Below are 15,598 nucleotides of genomic sequence, written 5' to 3'. Positions count from 1 at the left end.
ACGATGACCGAGGTGTCCACCCGCGTGGACCTGGCGCTGCGCGGGATACGTGTCGAGGTACCGGTGCGGCGGCGCGCCGGTGCCGGGCCGAGCGACGACGGCCATGTGCTGCTCGGCGGAGTCGGTGCGGCACTGCCGATCCGGGCCGACAGCCCCTACGAGATCCGCGGTGACCGGCTGCTGCTCGACGGTGCGGACCTCGGTATCGCCGTCGAACCGGTACGCCGCCCGCGCTTCTACGATCTGCGCACCGCCGACGGCGTCGCCTACGAGCAGATCGCCCGGCTACACGGCGCGGATGTGCTGGCCACCACCGTGGTTCAGACCTGCGTGCGCTATGCCGCCGATCAGCGCTGCCGGTTCTGTTCCATCGAGGAGTCGCTGACCGCGGGGAACACCGTCGCGGTGAAGCGGCCGGAGCAACTGGCCGAGGTGGCCGCGGCGGCGGTCCGCCTCGACGGGGTCCGGCAGCTGGTGATGACCACCGGTACCTCCGCCGGAAAGGACCGGGGCGCACGGCATCTGGCCCGCTGTGTGCGGGCGGTGCGTGCGGCGGTGCCGGAGCTGCCGATCCAGGTGCAGTGCGAACCGCCCGGAGATCCGATCGCGCTGGCCGAATTGCGTTCCGCGGGCGCCGATTCCATCGGTATCCACGTGGAGTCGCTGGACGACCGGGTGCGCGCCCGGTGGATGCCGGGCAAATCGACCGTGCCGCTGTCGGAATACCGGGCGGCCTGGGCCGAGGCGGTGCGGCTGTTCGGCCGCAACCAGGTGTCCACCTATCTGCTCGTCGGGCTCGGTGAGGATCCGGACGAATTGGTCACCGGCGCCGAGGAACTCATCGCGATGGGGGTGTATCCGTTCGTGGTGCCGTTCCGGCCGCTGGCGGGCACCCTCGCGGTCGATGCCGACGGCGCGCAGGCGCCGGCACCACAGCTGCTCGCCGACGTGACCGCCCGGGTGGCCGCGGCGCTGCGCCGGGCCGGGATGGCCGGCGCCGGGCAGAAGGCCGGCTGCGCGGCGTGCGGCGCGTGCAGCGCGCTGCCGAGCCTGGGCGGCTGACATGCGGACGACACGGATCGCCGCGACGGCCGAAACCGGTTGGTGGAGTGCGGGTCCGGGTGCGGCCCAGCGGGTGGATCGCTGCCTGCTGTCCGGGCAGCCCACGGCGGCGCCGGAGTACCTGATCCGGCCCGCCGACGCCCGGGACCTGACGGCCTACCGGAACCTGCGGCGGTCGGCCTTCGTCGTGGAACAGGGCCTGTTCGCGGGTAGTGACGCCGACGATCTCGACGACGATCCCCGCACGGTGGTGCTGGTCGCGGCCACCGCGGACGGTACCGTCCTCGGCGGGGTGCGGCTCGCCCCGGCGACCGACCCGGATCTGGGGTGGTGGACCGGCAGCCGGCTGGTGGTCGATCCGGCCCGTCGCACCCGGGGCCTCGGCCCGGCGCTGGTCCGCGCGGCCTGCGCGCATGCCGAGGGCAGCGGCGTGCTGCGCTTCGAGGCGACCGTACAGGCCGCGCACGAACCGATGTTCGCGCAGCTGGGCTGGAATCGGCTGGGCGACTGCGTGATCGGCGGGGCGCCGCATGCCCGGATGCGATGGCCGATCGACCGCATCCGGCGGCTGGCCCACAGCACCAAGGCGGCGCTCGGGTCCGCGCTGGCGGTCCTGGACGGACATCCGAAGGCGTTCGGCGGCAGCGGATTCCGCGGCGACGACGGTGCACCGGTACCCGGCTCGGACCTCATCGCGGCCTGTGACGCCATCATCCCGGCCATGGTGGAACGGGATCCGGAGTGGGCGGGCTGGTGCGCGGTGCTGGTCAACCTGAACGATCTGGCCGCGATGGGCGCGACACCGGCCGGGCTGCTGGACGCGGTCGGCGCGCCCACCGCCTCCCTGCTGACCCGGATCCTGCGCGGGCTGGCGGAAGGCGCTCGCGCCTGGGACGTTCCGGTGCTCGGCGGTCACACCCAGCTCGGCGTGCCGGCCGCGCTGTCGGTCACCGCGCTGGGCCGCACCGACCGGCCGGTTCCCGGCGGCGGCGGCCGCGCCGGTCACGAACTGCGGGTGACCGCGGACCTCGGCGGTCGCTGGCGGCCCGGATATCAAGGCCGTCAATGGGATTCGACGACCTCCCGCAGCGGGCCCGAACTGCGGGCCCTGGGCGGCTTCGTCGCCGCCACGGCGCCGGCCGCCGCCAAGGACGTCAGTATGGCGGGATTGGCCGGCACCGTGGGGATGCTGGCCGAGGCGTCCGGCGTGGGCGCCGAACTGGAGGTGGCCCGGGTGCCGCGGCCGGCCGGCGCCGCGGTGGCCGATTGGCTCACCTGTTTCCCGGGTTTCGCGATGCTCACCGCCGATCGTCCCGGCGCGCGCATCGCCGATCCCGGCCCGGCGACCTCGGCGGTGTGCGGAACCCTCACCGCCACACCGGGAGTCGTCCTGCGCTGGCCCGACGGGGCCGTCACCGACGCGGTGCCCGGCACCGTCACCGGATTGGGAGAATCATGAGCGAGACCGTCATCTCCGTCGCCGCCGCCGAATTCGGCCGCGACCTGGAGCAGTGCTATCACACCATCGGCGCGTTGATCGACGAGGCGCGTGCCCGCGGCAGCCACCTGCTGGTCCTGCCCGAGGCCTGCCTCGGCGGCTATCTGACCAGCCTCGGCGGCACCGACGAGAGCGAGGAGGCGCGGGCGCGGCGGCTGCGCAGTCTGCCACCGGCGCTGGCCCTGGACGGGCCGGAACTGCGCCGGATCGCCGCGCTCGCCGGGGATCTCGTGGTGACCCTGGGTTTCTGCGAGGCCGACGGCGACACCCGCTACAACGCCGCGGTCACCCTCACCGGTGACGGCATCCTGGGCTCGTACCGCAAGGTGCATCAGCCGCTCGGCGAAAACCTCTGCTACGCGGCCGGTTCCGAGTATCGGGGGTTCGACACCCCGATCGGCCGGATGGGTATGCAGATCTGCTACGACAAGGCCTTCCCGGAGGCCGCGCGCGGCCTGGCGCTCGACGGCGCCGAGATCATCGCCTCGGTATCGGCGTGGCCGACGGCCCGCACCGCCGCCGCCGAACGCCTCGAAGACGACCGCTGGACCCAGCGTTTCGACATCTTCGACCGGGCCCGCGCGGTGGAGAACCAGGTGATCTGGGTGGCCGCCAATCAGGCGGGCCGGTTCGGCTCGCTGCGCTTCGTGTGCAGCGCGAAGATCGTCGGGCCGGGCGGCGAGGTACTCGCCACCACCGGCACGGCCCCCGGATTGACAACGGCCACAGTCGATGTCGCCGAGGCGCTGCGGCTGGCCCGCGACGGCGGCATGTACAACCTGCGCGACCGCCGGCCCGAGGTGTACGGCAGCGTCGTACAGCGCTACGGCGTGGTGGGACGACCGGAACGGGAGACCGCTCATGCCTGAGCATCGGCAGGTGGTGGTGATCGGCGCGGGCCAAGCCGGACTGGCGATGAGCCGGCACCTGGCCGACCGGGGTATCGATCACGTGGTGCTGGAACGCGACACGATCGCGCACGAGTGGCGCGACGGTCGTTGGGACAACTTCACTCTCGTCACCCCGAACTGGCAGTGCGTACTGCCCGGCTATCGCTACGAGGGCCCCGACCCGGACGGCTTCATGCCGCGCGACGAGATCTATCGGTGGGTGCGCGGCTACGCCGACACCTTCGATCCGCCGGTGCGCGAACACGTGGCGGTCACCGCGGTCACTCCGGCCGCGTCCGGTTTCGATGTCGAAACCTCCTCGGGCCCGGTGCATTGCGATCAGGTGGTGGTCGCGGTCGGCGGCTACCACGTGCCGACGGTGCCGCGGTTCGCCGAGCGGCTCCCGGCCACCGTCACCCAGCTGCACTCCGCGCAGTACCGCAGCGCGGACGCGCTGCCGCCGGGTGCGGTGCTGGTCGTCGGGACCGGGCAGTCGGGCGCGCAGATCGCCGAGGACCTGCATCTCGCGGGCCGGCAGGTGCATCTGGCCGCCGGCGACGCGCCGCGGGTCGCCCGGTTCTACCGGGGGCGGGACTGTGTGGCGTGGCTGCAGGACATGGGGCACTACGACATTCCCGTCGAGGACCAGCCCGGCGGGCTGGCCCGCCGGGAGAACACCAACCACTACGTCACCGGCCGCGACGGCGGCCGCGACATCGACCTGCGCCGATTCGCGCTGGAGGGTATGGCCCTGTACGGCCGGATGATCGACTTCCACAGTGAGCAGGCACATTTCGCGCCGACGCTGCAACGATCCCTGGACGCCGCCGACGCGGTCGCCGAGGGCATCAAGGATTCGATCGACGCCTACATCGCGCGATCCGGTATCGACGCGCCCACCGAGCCGCGGTACGTCCCGGTGTGGCGGCCCGAACAGGAGATCCCCGCGATCGACCTCGGGGCGCACGACATCACGACGGTGTTGTGGTCGGTGGGTTTCCGGACCGACTACCGCTGGCTACGCGCCGGTGTCTTCGACGGCGCGGGGCATCCGTGTCATCGCCGCGGGGTCACGGCCGTACCCGGGCTCTACTTCCTGGGATTGCCCTGGCTGCACACCTGGGGTTCCGGTCGTTTCGCCGCGATCGCCCGCGACGCCGGACATCTCGCCGACCGGATCGCGGTGTCCGCCCGCGAAACCGCCGCCGCCTGAGCGCCTGCGGCATGACCACCATCCGAATCGCCGCCGTGGCAGCACATTTCGGCGCCGACATCGCCCGTTCGCTGGACAAGCTGGCCGCCATCATCGAGCGGCTGGCCGCCGACGGCGTGAATCTGCTGGTGCTGCCGGACGCCACACTCGGCGGCTACATCGGCGATCTGCGCCACCCGGATCCGGCATCGGGCCCGGAGGCGCTCGATCCGGACGGGCCGGAGATCCGGCTGTTGTGCCGCACCGCGGGTGACATGGTGGTGTGCGTCGGCTACGCCGAGCGCGCGGGCGACCTGCGCTACAACGCGGCGGTCTGCCTCACCGGCGACGGGGTGCTGGGCCGCCACCGGAAGGTGCATCAGCCGGCCGGTGAACATCTGGCCTATGCGGCGGGAGATCGCTTCTCCGCCTTCGATACTCCCGTCGGTCGGCTGGGCATGTTGATCGACTACGACAAGACCTTCCCGGAGTCCGCGCGCACCCTCGCCCTGGACGGCGCGCGGGTGATCGCGGCCCTGTCGGCGTGGCCCGCCAGCATCACCGATCGGGCCTCCCGGATGCCGAACGACCGGCAGGCGCGCCTGTTCGACCTCTACGACCAGGCCCGCGCCGCCGAGAACCAGGTGGTGCTGGTCTCGTCCAATCAGACCGGCGTGACGGGCAGTCTGCGGTTCCTCGGGCAGGCGAAGGTGGTCGGTCCGGGCGGGGAGATCCTGGCCCGGACCTGGTCCAAGGGCGGGCTGGCGGTCTGCGATGTCGACGTGGACGCCGAGGTCGCGAGGGCCCGGCGGGTGCTGCGGCACCTCGAGGAACGCCGCACCGACGCCTATCACAACCTCACCAGCGAGAAGGGCGCCCACTGATGCGGATCGCGCTACTGACCTACTCCACGAAACCCCGTGGCGGCGTGGTGCACACCCTGAACCTGGCCGAGGCGCTGGCGCGCGCCGGGACCGACGTGACGGTGTGGACCCTGGGCCGCGGCGGTGACGACGCGTTCTTCCGCCCGGTGGATCCGGCGGTGACGGTCCGGGTGGTCCCGTTCCCGCCGATCGAGGGGGAACCGGTGGGTCCGCGGATCCTCCGCTCGATATCGCTGCTGCACTACGCTTTTCCCGCCCACGACTACGACATCGCGCACGCCCAGGACTGCATCAGCGCCAACGCCGTCCCGCACTGCGTGCGCACCATCCACCACCTGGACCGGTTCACCACCCCGGAACTGGCCCGCTGTCACGATCGCGCGGTGGTCCAGCCGTACGCGCGGATCTGCGTCTCGGCCGCGGTCGCGGCGGAGGTCGAGGCGGGCTGGGGCCTGCGGCCCACCGTGATTCCCAACGGTGTCGAATACGACCGCTTCGCCGCCGCGGCCGGTCCCGCCGCGGCACCGGCTCGCGCCGCCTGGTGGGAACGCCTGGGCCGCTACGTGCTGGCCGTCGGCGGCATCGAACCCCGCAAGGGCAGCCTGGATCTGCTGGAGTCCTTCGCGATCCTGGCCCGTGAGCACCCGGACCTGAGCCTGGTCTTCGCCGGGGGCGAGACCCTCTTCGACTACCGCGACTATCGAGCCCGATTCGACACCCGCGCAACCGAACTCGGCCTGAACCCGATCGTCCTCGGCCCGGTCCCGCACCCCGACCTGCCCGCCCTGATGGCCGCCGCCACCGTGCTCCCGTTCCTGTCCACGAAGGAGGGCTTCGGCCTGGCCGCGATGGAGGCCCTCGCCGCCGGGATTCCGGTCGTCGCACGGGATCTCCCGGTCCTGCGCGAAGTCTTCGGCGACACGGTCGAATACGCCGCGAACGCACCGGCGGCGGCCGCCGCCATGTCCCGTGCCCTGCACCGCGACCCCGTCCGGATCATCCACGGCCGCACCGTCGCCCGCGGCTACGACTGGGACCGGGCCGCCGCCGCCCACCTCGCCTGCTACGCGCGATACGCGGCGGCCCGGCGCTGACCGTGCGGTCCGGTGTCAGTCCCGGATGCCCAGTAGCGCGTCGGCGTGCTCCCGCACGGTGGTGTGGAGGGCCTCGACGACGGTGGAAACCTCGGGGCGGCGCAGGGTTTCGGGACGGCCGACGAGCCAGTAGGTGAGGCGGACCGCGACCTCGGTGGGGAGGACCCGGATCAGATCGGGGTGGCGGTCGGCCATGAAGCAGGGGAGCAGGCCGAGCCCGGCGGCGGCGCGGGTGGCCTCGACGTGGACGAAAACGTTGGTGGACGAGACGGATTCGCGCATCGCGGGGGCGAAACTGGAGGCCAGGTCGAGGTCGTCGACCTGGAGCATCGACTCGATGAAGTAGACCAGGGGGTGGCGGGCCAGATCGTCGATGCCGGTGGGAGCGGGGTGGGCGGCGAGGTAGTCGCGGGAGCCGTAGAGGCCGAGGCAGTAGTCGCCGAGCGGGGTCGCGATCGCACGGTGCACCTTCGGACGGCCCACCACCACCTCGAGATCCAGGCCCGAACGCTGGGTGGAGGCCCGGCGGGTGGCGGTGATGATCTCGACGGCGACGCGCGGGTGGCGGCGCTGGACGCCGGCCGCGGCGGGGGCGGCGATATAGGCGCTGAAGCCGTCGGTGGCGGAGATCCGGACCACACCCTCGAGGATGCGGGCGCCGGTGGCGTCGGTGGTCAGGGATCGGACCGCGGCGTCGACCGCCTCGGCCGCGGTCAGCGCCTCGCGGCCGAGGTCGGTGAGTTCCCAGCCGCCGGTGACCCGGGTCAGCACGCGGCCGCCGAGGGTTTGTTCCAGGGCGGCGACGCGGCGGGAGATGGTGGTGTGGTTGATGCCGAGTTCCTCTGCGGCGGAGACGAAGCGGCCGGTGCGGCCCACCGCCAGCAGGACCAGCAGGTCGTCGGGGCTGGGTCGGCGGGCCGGCGAGGGACTGGTGATCACTTCTGCATTTTCGCAGATATCCGGTGCGGAATTGGGCATTGTTACCGGCGAACATCTGCATTGATACTCGGATCCGACCAGGTAAATGTGGGAGGCGTCACATCTTCGGGCACGGCTCCCGGTCGAGAAGGAGTTCTGATGAGGGTGCGCAACGCAGCGCGGGCAGACGATTCCGGCACCCGCGGGCTGCGGACGGTGGTGGCCGCCTCGATGGCCGGGACGGTCGTCGAGTGGTACGAGTTCTTCCTCTACGGCACGGCGGCGACGCTGGTGTTCAGCAAGGTGTTCTTCGCCAAGGGCGGCAGTGATCTGGACGCGGTGCTGGACGCGTTCATCACCTATGCCATCGGGTTCGCGGCCCGGCCGATCGGCGGAATCGTGTTCGGGCACTTCGGCGATCGGTACGGACGCAAGTCGCTGTTGCAGGTCAGCCTGGTGCTGGTGGGCGTCTCCACATTCCTGATGGGCTGTCTGCCGACCTATCACCAGGTCGGCTATCTGGCGCCCGCGCTGCTGGTGATCCTGCGATTCCTGCAGGGGTTCGCCGTCGGCGGGGAGTGGGGCGGGGCGGTGCTGCTGGTCGCCGAGCACAGTCCGGCCCGGGGCCGCGGGTTCTGGGCCAGTTGGCCGCAGGCGGGGGTGCCGGCGGGCAATATGCTCGCGACCGTCGTGCTGCTGGTGCTGACATCGACCCTGTCCGACGCGGCGTTCCTGGCCTGGGGTTGGCGGGTGGCGTTCTGGTTGTCGGCGGTGGTGGTGCTGATCGGCTACTACGTCCGCACCAAGGTTACCGACGCGCCGATCTTCGTTGCGGCACAACGGGATGCGGAGCGGATCCGGGACGCCTCGTTCAGCGCGCTGGAGGTGCTGCGGCGGTATCCGCGCGGGGTGTTCACCGCGATGGGGCTGCGGTTCGGCGAGAACATCATGTACTACCTGGTGGTCACGTTCTCGATCACCTATCTCAAGGTGCACGTGAAGGCCGACACCAAGGTGATCCTGTGGTGGCTGCTGGCCGCGCACGCGGTGCATTTCGTCGTGATCCCGCTGGTGGGCCGGTTGTCCGATCGGATCGGACGGCGGCCGGTCTATCTGTTCGGGGCGCTGGCCACGGCCACGTGGGGCTTCTTCGCGTTCCCGATGATGAACAGCGGGCACAAACCGGTGATCATGGCCGCGATCATCGTGGGGCTGGTGTTCCACGCCTTCATGTACGCGCCGCAGCCGGCGATCATGGCCGAGATGTTCCCGACCCGGATGCGGTATTCCGGTGTGTCCCTGGGTTATCAGGTGACCTCGATCGTCGCGGGTTCGCTGGCGCCGATCATCGCGGTGAAACTGCTGGACACGTACGGGACCTACGTGCCGATCGCCTGGTATCTGGCCGGCGCCGCCGTCGTGACCCTGGTGGCCGTGGGATTCGTGCGGGAGACCCGCGGCGCGGATCTGGCGGCCCTGGACCGGATCGAGCCCGCCCCGGTGGAATTCACCGAGGTCGTCGCGAAATGAGTGCGACGGCCGGACGTTCCGCCCTGGTGACCGGCGGCGGCAGCGGGATCGGGGCGGCCTGCGCTCGCGCGCTCGCCGCCGCCGGGGTCGCCGTCACCGTCGCCGACATCGACGGGGCCGCCGCCGTGGCGGTGGCCCGGGAGATCGGCGGAAAGCCCTGGGAGGTGGACCTGCTCGACGTGACGGCCCTGGAGGAGTTGCGGCTCGAGGTGGACATCCTGGTCAACAACGCGGGCGTGCAGACGGTCGGCCCGCTGGAACGGTTCCCGCCCGCCCGTTTCCGGAACATGCTGGCGCTCATGGTGGAAGCGCCGTTCCTGCTGATCCGGGCCGCCCTGCCGCACATGTACGGGCAGGGCTTCGGGCGGGTCGTGAACATCTCCTCGGTGCACGGGCTGCGCGCCTCGGAGTTCAAGTCCGCGTACGTGACCGCCAAACACGCGCTCGAGGGGCTGTCGAAGGTGACGGCCCTCGAAGGCGGCGCGCGCGGGGTCACCAGCAACTGTGTGAATCCGGGCTACGTCCGGACCCCGCTGGTGGACAAGCAGATCGCCGAACAGGCCGAGGCGCACGGCATTCCGGAGCAGGAGGTGCTGGCGCGGGTGCTGCTCACCGAGAGCGCGATCAAACGCCTGATCGAACCGGAAGAGGTTGCGGCGCTGGTGGTCTGGCTGTCGTCGGCGCACGCGGGCATGGTGACCGGCTCCTCGTACGTGATGGACGGCGGCTGGAGCGCGCGATGAACCGGAGCGCTCAGGCCGTTGCCGCGCTCAGGGACAGTACCGTGCGCACCAGCGCGCCGACCCGGTCGATCTCGGTGAGGAAGCCGTCGTGGCCGTCGTGCGAGCCGATCACCTCGAACCCGGCGCATTGCGGCAGTGCCGCAGCCAGTTCCGCCTGGGTGCGCACCGGATACAGCCGGTCGGAGTCGATTCCGGCCACCAGCACCGGCACCGGGCAGGAGGCGAGCGCCGCCGGGATCCCGCCGCGGCCGCGGCCCACGTCGTGGCGGTTCATCGCCTCGGTGAGCGCCACATAGCTGCCGGGATCGAAGCGGGCGTTCAACTTCGCGGCCTGATGGGCCAGATAGCTGTCCACCGCGTAGCGGCCGCGCGCGGCCGGACGGTCGTCGCCGTGGACGGCGTTGCCGAAGCGGTGGTCGAGTTCGGCCTCCGCACGATAGCTGAGATGTGCGATGCGGCGCGCGATTCCCATGCCGGACAGCGGTATTCGCCCGGTGCCGTGGTAATCGCCGCCCTGCCAGTCGGGATCGGCGGTGATCGCGGCGATCTGGGTGCTCTGCGTACCGATCTGATCGGCGGTGGCCCGCGCCCCGACCGCCAGCACCAGCGCCGCCGAAACCCGGTGCGGCGCATCGATGATCCATTCCAGCACGCGCATCCCGCCCATCGAACCGCCGACCACCGCGGCGAACCGCTCGATGCCCAGCAGCTCGGCAAGCCGCTGTTCGGCGGTCACCTGGTCGCGGATGGTGACGATCGGAAACCGTGCGCCCCAGGGCTTTCCGTCCGGCGCGAGCGAGGACGGGCCGGTACTGCCGCGGCAGCCGCCGAGGACGTTCGCGGCCAGCACGCACCAGCGGCCGGTGTCCAGCGGCGCACCCGGTCCGACCATGCCCTCCCACCAGCCGGGGGAGGGATGGCCGGGACCGGCCGGGCCGGTGACGTGGGAGTCCCCGGTCAACGCGTGTTCGACCAGCACGACGTTGTCCCGGGCGGGGGAGACCGCACCCCAGCGCTGTACCGCCAGCCGCACCTCCGGCAGTACCACGCCGCTCTCCAGCGTCACCGCGCCCAGCGCGACGACACCCAGCTGCCCGTTCGGTCCGGGCAGCCGGGCGTCCGGGGTGGATCCATTCGGGGACCCCACGATCCACCCCTGCTCGTTACTGCGCGGCCGCGGCGAAACCGGCGCGCAGATCCGCGAGAATGTCGTCGATACCCTCGATACCGACCGCGAGCCGTACCAGGCCCGGCGTGACGCCCGAGGCCGCCTGCTCCTCCGGGGTCAGCTGCGAATGGGTGGTCGACGCCGGGTGGATGACCAGCGAGCGCACATCGCCGATATTGGCGACGTGACTGTGCAGGGTGAGCGCCTCCACGAACCGCTTGCCCGCGTCCACACCGCCGGCCAGTTCGAAACCGATCACCGCGCCGACCCCCTTGGGCGCCAGCTGCCGGCCGCGCTCGTACCACGGCGAGGACGCCAGGCCCGCGTAGTAGACGGTCGTGACCTCGGACCGCTCCTGCAGAAATTCCGCCACCGCCTGCGCGTTCCGCACGTGCCGCTCGACCCGCAGGCTCAGCGTCTCGAGGCCCTGGCTGATCAGGAAGGCGTTGAACGGCGCGATGGCCGAGCCGAGGTCGCGCAGCAACTGGACCCGGGCCTTCAGCGCGAACGCCGGCGCGCCGAGTTCGGCGTACACGACGCCGTGGTAGCTGGGATCCGGGACGACGAAGCCGGGGAAGCGCGGCTCGCCGTTCTCGTCGCGCACCGTCCAGTCGAAGGTGCCGCCGTCGACGATCACGCCCGCGATCGCCGCGCCGTGCCCGCCGAGATACTTCGTGGCCGAGTGCACCACGATGTCGGCGCCGTGCGCCAGCGGCTGGATCAGGTACGGCGTCGGCACCGTGTTGTCGACGATCAGCGGCACGCCGGCCGCGTGCGCGACCTCGGCGATACCGGGCAGATCGAGGATGTGGTTCTGCGGATTGGACACTGTCTCACCGAAGAGCGCCTTGGTGTTCGGCCGGATCGCGGCGCGCCACTGATCGAGATCGTCGGGATCGTCCACGAACGAGACCTCGATGCCGAGCTTCGGCAGGGTGTAGTGGAACAGGTTGTAGGTGCCGCCGTACAGCTTGGGGCTGGACACGATGTGGTCGCCGCTGCCCGCGAGGTTGAGGATCGCGAAGGTCTCCGCCGCCTGCCCGGAGGACAGGAACAGGGCCGCGACGCCACCCTCCAGCGCCGCGACCCGCTGCTCGACCGCGTCCTGGGTGGGGTTGGCGATGCGGGTGTAGATGTTGCCCGGCTCGGCCAGCCCGAACAGCGCCGCGGCATGGGTGGTGTCGCGGAAGGTGTACGAGGTCGTCTGATAGATGGGCAGCGCGCGGGCGCCGGTGGTTCCGTCGGGGGTCTGGCCCACATGGATCTGCTTGGTCTCGAAGCTCCAGGCGGCGGTGGGATCGATCGGTTCGGCGGCTTCGGTCATCGCTGGCTCCCTGATGGCGTAGGTGTGCGGCCTGCCCGGCGGGCGCGCTGGTGGCAGGTGGTCCGGCACCACGGTAGGAACCGGTTGCCGTCTCGGCGATAGTTCCGTTCGCTCTGAGTGCAACCAGCGCAATCCCGGACGCCGGAACGATGCTGCGGGTATGCTGCCCTGTCGAATCCGGGGAAGCAAGTTTCACACTCGCGACAGATCGCGGGAATACGCCGTGCCGATCGAATTCATCCGAGGTTAGTCGCGATCGCTAACCTGGCGGACATCTTTCGAGAGGTGGGGATCCAGCATGAGTGATCTGACCCTGGTCCAGATTTCCGACACCCACCTGCGGGCCGGCGGCGAATCGCTGCACGGTGTCGACACCGCCGCGAATCTGGCCCGCATACTCGATGCCGTGCGCGCGGCGGAGGCGCGGGTGGACGCGATCGTACTGTCCGGCGATCTGGCCGACGACGGTTCGGTGGCGGCCTATCGGCGGCTGCGCGAACTGGTGGCCCCGGTTGCCGCCGAGTTGGACGCGCACCCGATCTATGTGATGGGAAATCACGACGAGCGCAACGCCTTCGGTGCCGAACTGCTCGGAATACCCTCCGGCGAGCTCGATTCCGAGCGGCCCCACGATCAGGTGGCCGAGGTGCGCGGACTGCGGGTGATCGCACTGGACTCGACCACCCCGGGCCGGCCCGACGGCCGCCTGGAGCCGAGTCAATTGCGCTGGCTGGCCGCCGAATTGCGCACCCCGGCGCCGCGCGGCACGGTGCTGGTGGTGCATCACCCGCCGATCCCGTCGCCGTTCGCGACCTCCGAGATGGTGAAGCTGCACGAGGTGCAGCCGCTGGCCGATGTGCTCGCGGGCACCGACGTCCGGCTGATCCTGTGCGGCCACAACCACGTCACCCGGGCCGCGACCCTCGGCGGAATTCCCGTCTGGGCCGGGCCCGCCGCGGCGTTCCGGATCGATCCGATGCCCCCGCCGGGCCGGTTCCGGGGTTTCGCCGGATCCGGTTACACCCGAGTCGATTTCCTCGGCCCGTCGGTCGTGACGACCGCGGTGACGGCGAACGAGGCGGAGCCGATCCTGAATCGGGATCGGCGGGAGATGGTCGACCTGCTCATCGCGGCGCATCCCGATCTGCCGCACTGAGCGGTCGATTCCCCAGGCGCACCGGCAGTTCGGTCAGGCCGCGGATCAGGGTGGAGCGGTGATAGTGCAGCGCGCTCTCGTCGGCGGCCAGTCGCAATCGCGGGAACCGTTGCAGCAGTGCGGTGAACGCGATCACCGCCTCCAGCCGCGCCAGGGGCGCGCCGACGCAGTAGTGGATGCCGTGCCCGAAGGCCAGATGCCCGGTGGCGTCGCCGGTGAGATCCAGCTCGTCGGCCGCCGGGAAATGGGACGGATCGCGGTTGGCGCCGGAGAGCGCGACCTGCACCAATTCGCCCGCCGGGATCTCGATCCCGCCGATCGTCACCGGCTCGGCGGTGAACCGCAGCGTCGAGATGTTCACCGGGCCGTCGAACCGCAAGAACTCCTCCACCGCGACCGGGATCCGGGCCGGATCGTCGCGCAGTGCCGCCCAGCGGGTTTCGTCGCGCAGCAGGGCCAGTACGCCGTTGCCGATCAGGTTCACCGTCGTCTCGTGGCCCGCGACCAGCAGCAGGAAGGCCATCGAGACCGATTCGGTCTCGGTGAGCCGGTCGCCGTCGTCACCGGGTTCGAGGATGGCCGACAGCAGATCGTCGCCGGGGTGGGTGCGCTTGTCCTGCACCAGTTTCCGCAGGTACTCGGTCATCCGCTCGGCGGCGTCGGCGGTCTGATCCACGCCGCCGCCGGAGCCGAGCAGGGTGGCGATCCAGGCGCGGAACGAGTCCCGGTCGTCCAGGCCGACGCCGAGTACCTCGCAGATGACGGTGACGGGCAGCGGTATCGCGAACTCCGCCAGCAGGTCGACGCGATCGCGGTCTGCCAGCCGGTCCAGCAGATCGGTGGCGATCTGCTCGATGCGCGGCCGCAGCGCCGCCACCTGCCGCGGCGCGAAGGCCTTGCTGACCAGTTTGCGCAGCCGGGTGTGGTCCGGCGGATCGACATTGAGCATATGCGCCGACAGCATCGACTCGGGTGGGTCGATGTGCCGGTCCGGCCGCCGGCGGCGGAACATCTCGATGAGTTCCTCGACGTCCTTGTGCAGGCGCGGATCCGACAGCGCGGCGCGGCCCTCCGGGTAGCCGACGACGACCCAGCGGGTGATCCCGTCCGAGAAGCGCACCCGGTGCACCGGCCCCTGTTCGCGCCACCGCCGGTAGTAGGCCTGCGGCTCGGTGAAGAAATCGTCCCCCGGTGTTTCGATCACGGCATGGACCACGTCACCGACGCTACGGACCGCCGCCGGAGCGTGCAACCGGCCCGGACCCGCGGGCGGTGCGGCGACGTCGAAGCGACTCGGCGGCAACGGCTTTGGACCTGTCCGTTGCCGAACCCGGTGTGTCGCGGCCGAACTCGCGCGCAAATCGGGCGCAACTCAGGCGCCCGGATCCACCAGCGCGTGGAATCCGGCGATGTGCACCTGTACCAGTTCGGCGGCCTTGGCGCCGTGCCCGCGGCGGATCGCGGCGACGATCTCGCGGTGCTCGCGGCGCAACTCGGCGGCGACGGCGGGCCAGTCCGACAGTCGCGACACCGCGGCCATCACATAACCGTGGATCGCCTCGCGCAGCGAGGACATCATCGCCTCGATGAGCACATTGCCCGCCAGGCCGGTGAGCGCGACGTGCAGATCCGCGTCGAGACGATGGAACCGATCGGGGGTGAGCGCCGGATCGTCCATCGCGTCGAGCAGCGCCTCGACGTCGGGCAGCGGGCTGCCGGCCGCGCGGACGGCCGCCTCGCGAACGGCCCACGTCTCCAACAGGATTCGGGTCTGCACGAGATCGCGCACCGGCAGTGTGCTGGTCGCGACGTGCAACCGCAGCGCGGTACCGATGGAGGCGGCCGGATCGGCGGCCACGATGGCGCCGGCGTCCGGGCCGGAGCCCGCGGAGGTGCGCACCACGCCCATCGCCTCCAGGACGCGCAGGGCCTCGCGCACCGACGAGCGGCCGACCCCGAGTTCCTCGGCCAGGGCGCGTTCGGCGGGCAGCCGGGCCCCCACGACCACCCGCCCGGCCGCGAGGTCCGACTCGATTCGCTGCAGGACGACTTCGTGGGTTCGCACCCCGGCAGTTTACCCCTTGTGGTCGGACCATAGTGCTACCGTGGTCGGACCACATCCGACCGTCGGGAGAGTTC

Annotated in this window: 14 protein-coding genes; 9 read left to right on the top strand and 5 right to left on the bottom strand. The window is 71.2% G+C overall.

Annotation, left to right across the window (positions count from 1 at the left end; all coding sequences use genetic code 11):
* The first annotated feature begins 3 nt into the window (after positions 1-3).
* From G361_RS0127660 to G361_RS0127635, 6 genes are read left to right on the top strand one after another with little or no spacing between them, the layout of a single operon-like run.
* The gene (locus G361_RS0127660) at positions 4-1,062 is read left to right on the top strand and encodes an MSMEG_0568 family radical SAM protein (protein ID WP_019930376.1); all 1,059 of its coding nucleotides are present in this window, start codon (positions 4-6) and stop codon (positions 1,060-1,062) included.
* Between the two features lies 1 nt (position 1,063).
* The gene (locus tag G361_RS0127655; protein WP_019930375.1) at positions 1,064-2,521 is read left to right on the top strand and encodes an MSMEG_0567/sll0787 family protein; all 1,458 of its coding nucleotides are present in this window, start codon (positions 1,064-1,066) and stop codon (positions 2,519-2,521) included.
* The gene (locus G361_RS0127650) at positions 2,518-3,429 is read left to right on the top strand and encodes a carbon-nitrogen hydrolase family protein (protein WP_019930374.1); all 912 of its coding nucleotides are present in this window, start codon (positions 2,518-2,520) and stop codon (positions 3,427-3,429) included. Before G361_RS0127655 ends, G361_RS0127650 begins: the two co-directional genes overlap by 4 nt.
* Positions 3,422-4,663: an MSMEG_0569 family flavin-dependent oxidoreductase gene (locus G361_RS0127645; RefSeq protein ID WP_019930373.1), complete on the top strand. Its 1,242-nt coding sequence runs from the start codon at positions 3,422-3,424 to the stop codon at positions 4,661-4,663. The genes G361_RS0127650 and G361_RS0127645 overlap by 8 nt, the downstream gene beginning before the upstream one ends.
* 11 nt (positions 4,664-4,674) lie before the next feature.
* Positions 4,675-5,526 (top strand): carbon-nitrogen hydrolase family protein, encoded by an 852-nt coding sequence (locus tag G361_RS0127640; protein WP_019930372.1) that lies wholly within the window; start codon positions 4,675-4,677, stop codon positions 5,524-5,526.
* On the top strand, positions 5,526-6,620 hold the full coding sequence (locus tag G361_RS0127635) for an MSMEG_0565 family glycosyltransferase (protein WP_019930371.1): 1,095 nt from the start codon (positions 5,526-5,528) through the stop codon (positions 6,618-6,620). Before G361_RS0127640 ends, G361_RS0127635 begins: the two co-directional genes overlap by 1 nt.
* A gap of 15 nt (positions 6,621-6,635) precedes the next feature.
* On the opposite strand, the gene G361_RS0127630 is transcribed toward G361_RS0127635, so the two are convergent.
* A complete protein-coding gene (locus G361_RS0127630) occupies positions 6,636-7,598 on the bottom strand; it encodes a LysR family transcriptional regulator (protein ID WP_026343589.1) in 963 nt (320 codons plus the stop codon).
* Between the two features lie 99 nt (positions 7,599-7,697).
* Between G361_RS0127630 and G361_RS0127625 the strand changes: the two genes are divergently transcribed.
* Complete coding sequence (locus G361_RS0127625) at positions 7,698-9,068, top strand: MFS transporter (RefSeq protein WP_036495559.1); 1,371 nt, start codon at positions 7,698-7,700, stop codon at positions 9,066-9,068.
* Positions 9,065-9,811 (top strand): 3-hydroxybutyrate dehydrogenase, encoded by a 747-nt coding sequence (locus tag G361_RS0127620; protein WP_019930368.1) that lies wholly within the window; start codon positions 9,065-9,067, stop codon positions 9,809-9,811. Before G361_RS0127625 ends, G361_RS0127620 begins: the two co-directional genes overlap by 4 nt.
* Before the next feature lie 10 nt (positions 9,812-9,821).
* Here G361_RS0127620 and G361_RS0127615 read toward each other — a convergent pair whose 3' ends face one another.
* Both G361_RS0127615 and G361_RS0127610 read right to left on the bottom strand, forming a co-directional pair.
* Positions 9,822-10,958 carry a homoserine O-acetyltransferase gene (locus tag G361_RS0127615; protein WP_019930367.1) on the bottom strand — a complete coding sequence of 379 codons (1,137 nt, stop codon included), beginning with the start codon at positions 10,956-10,958 and terminating at the stop codon, positions 9,822-9,824.
* Between the two features lie 16 nt (positions 10,959-10,974).
* Positions 10,975-12,303: a bifunctional o-acetylhomoserine/o-acetylserine sulfhydrylase gene (locus tag G361_RS0127610; protein ID WP_019930366.1), complete on the bottom strand. Its 1,329-nt coding sequence runs from the start codon at positions 12,301-12,303 to the stop codon at positions 10,975-10,977.
* 298 nt (positions 12,304-12,601) lie between these two features.
* Between G361_RS0127610 and G361_RS0127605 the strand changes: the two genes are divergently transcribed.
* The gene (locus G361_RS0127605; RefSeq protein ID WP_019930365.1) at positions 12,602-13,459 is read left to right on the top strand and encodes a metallophosphoesterase; all 858 of its coding nucleotides are present in this window, start codon (positions 12,602-12,604) and stop codon (positions 13,457-13,459) included.
* Here the strand turns inward: G361_RS0127605 and G361_RS0127600 are convergent.
* Both G361_RS0127600 and G361_RS0127595 read right to left on the bottom strand, forming a co-directional pair.
* Entirely contained in the window at positions 13,428-14,675 is a 1,248-nt protein-coding gene (locus tag G361_RS0127600) for a cytochrome P450 (protein WP_155981799.1), read from the bottom strand. The genes G361_RS0127605 and G361_RS0127600 overlap by 32 nt on opposite strands.
* A gap of 156 nt (positions 14,676-14,831) precedes the next feature.
* Positions 14,832-15,524: a FadR/GntR family transcriptional regulator gene (locus G361_RS0127595; RefSeq protein ID WP_019930363.1), complete on the bottom strand. Its 693-nt coding sequence runs from the start codon at positions 15,522-15,524 to the stop codon at positions 14,832-14,834.
* Positions 15,525-15,598 lie beyond the last annotated feature (74 nt).

The organism is Nocardia sp. BMG111209 (assembly GCF_000381925.1).
Lineage (GTDB): Bacteria > Actinomycetota > Actinomycetes > Mycobacteriales > Mycobacteriaceae > Nocardia.
The sequence above is the reverse complement of the archived record's forward strand: the minus strand, read 5'-3'. Positions and strand labels throughout refer to the sequence as shown.

Bases quoted from the DNA above. Each gene is read 5' to 3' on its own strand.
- G361_RS0127660 (WP_019930376.1), top strand. From the start codon at position 4: ATGACCGAGGTGTCCACCCGCGTGGACCTGGCGCTGCGCGGGATACGT.
- G361_RS0127655 (WP_019930375.1), top strand. From the start codon at position 1,064: ATGCGGACGACACGGATCGCCGCGACGGCCGAAACCGGTTGGTGGAGT.
- G361_RS0127650 (WP_019930374.1), top strand. From the start codon at position 2,518: ATGAGCGAGACCGTCATCTCCGTCGCCGCCGCCGAATTCGGCCGCGAC.
- G361_RS0127645 (WP_019930373.1), top strand. From the start codon at position 3,422: ATGCCTGAGCATCGGCAGGTGGTGGTGATCGGCGCGGGCCAAGCCGGA.
- G361_RS0127640 (WP_019930372.1), top strand. From the start codon at position 4,675: ATGACCACCATCCGAATCGCCGCCGTGGCAGCACATTTCGGCGCCGAC.
- G361_RS0127635 (WP_019930371.1), top strand. From the start codon at position 5,526: ATGCGGATCGCGCTACTGACCTACTCCACGAAACCCCGTGGCGGCGTG.
- G361_RS0127630 (WP_026343589.1), bottom strand. From the start codon at position 7,598: ATGCCCAATTCCGCACCGGATATCTGCGAAAATGCAGAAGTGATCACC.
- G361_RS0127625 (WP_036495559.1), top strand. From the start codon at position 7,698: ATGAGGGTGCGCAACGCAGCGCGGGCAGACGATTCCGGCACCCGCGGG.
- G361_RS0127620 (WP_019930368.1), top strand. From the start codon at position 9,065: ATGAGTGCGACGGCCGGACGTTCCGCCCTGGTGACCGGCGGCGGCAGC.
- G361_RS0127610 (WP_019930366.1), bottom strand. From the start codon at position 12,303: ATGACCGAAGCCGCCGAACCGATCGATCCCACCGCCGCCTGGAGCTTC.
- G361_RS0127605 (WP_019930365.1), top strand. From the start codon at position 12,602: ATGAGTGATCTGACCCTGGTCCAGATTTCCGACACCCACCTGCGGGCC.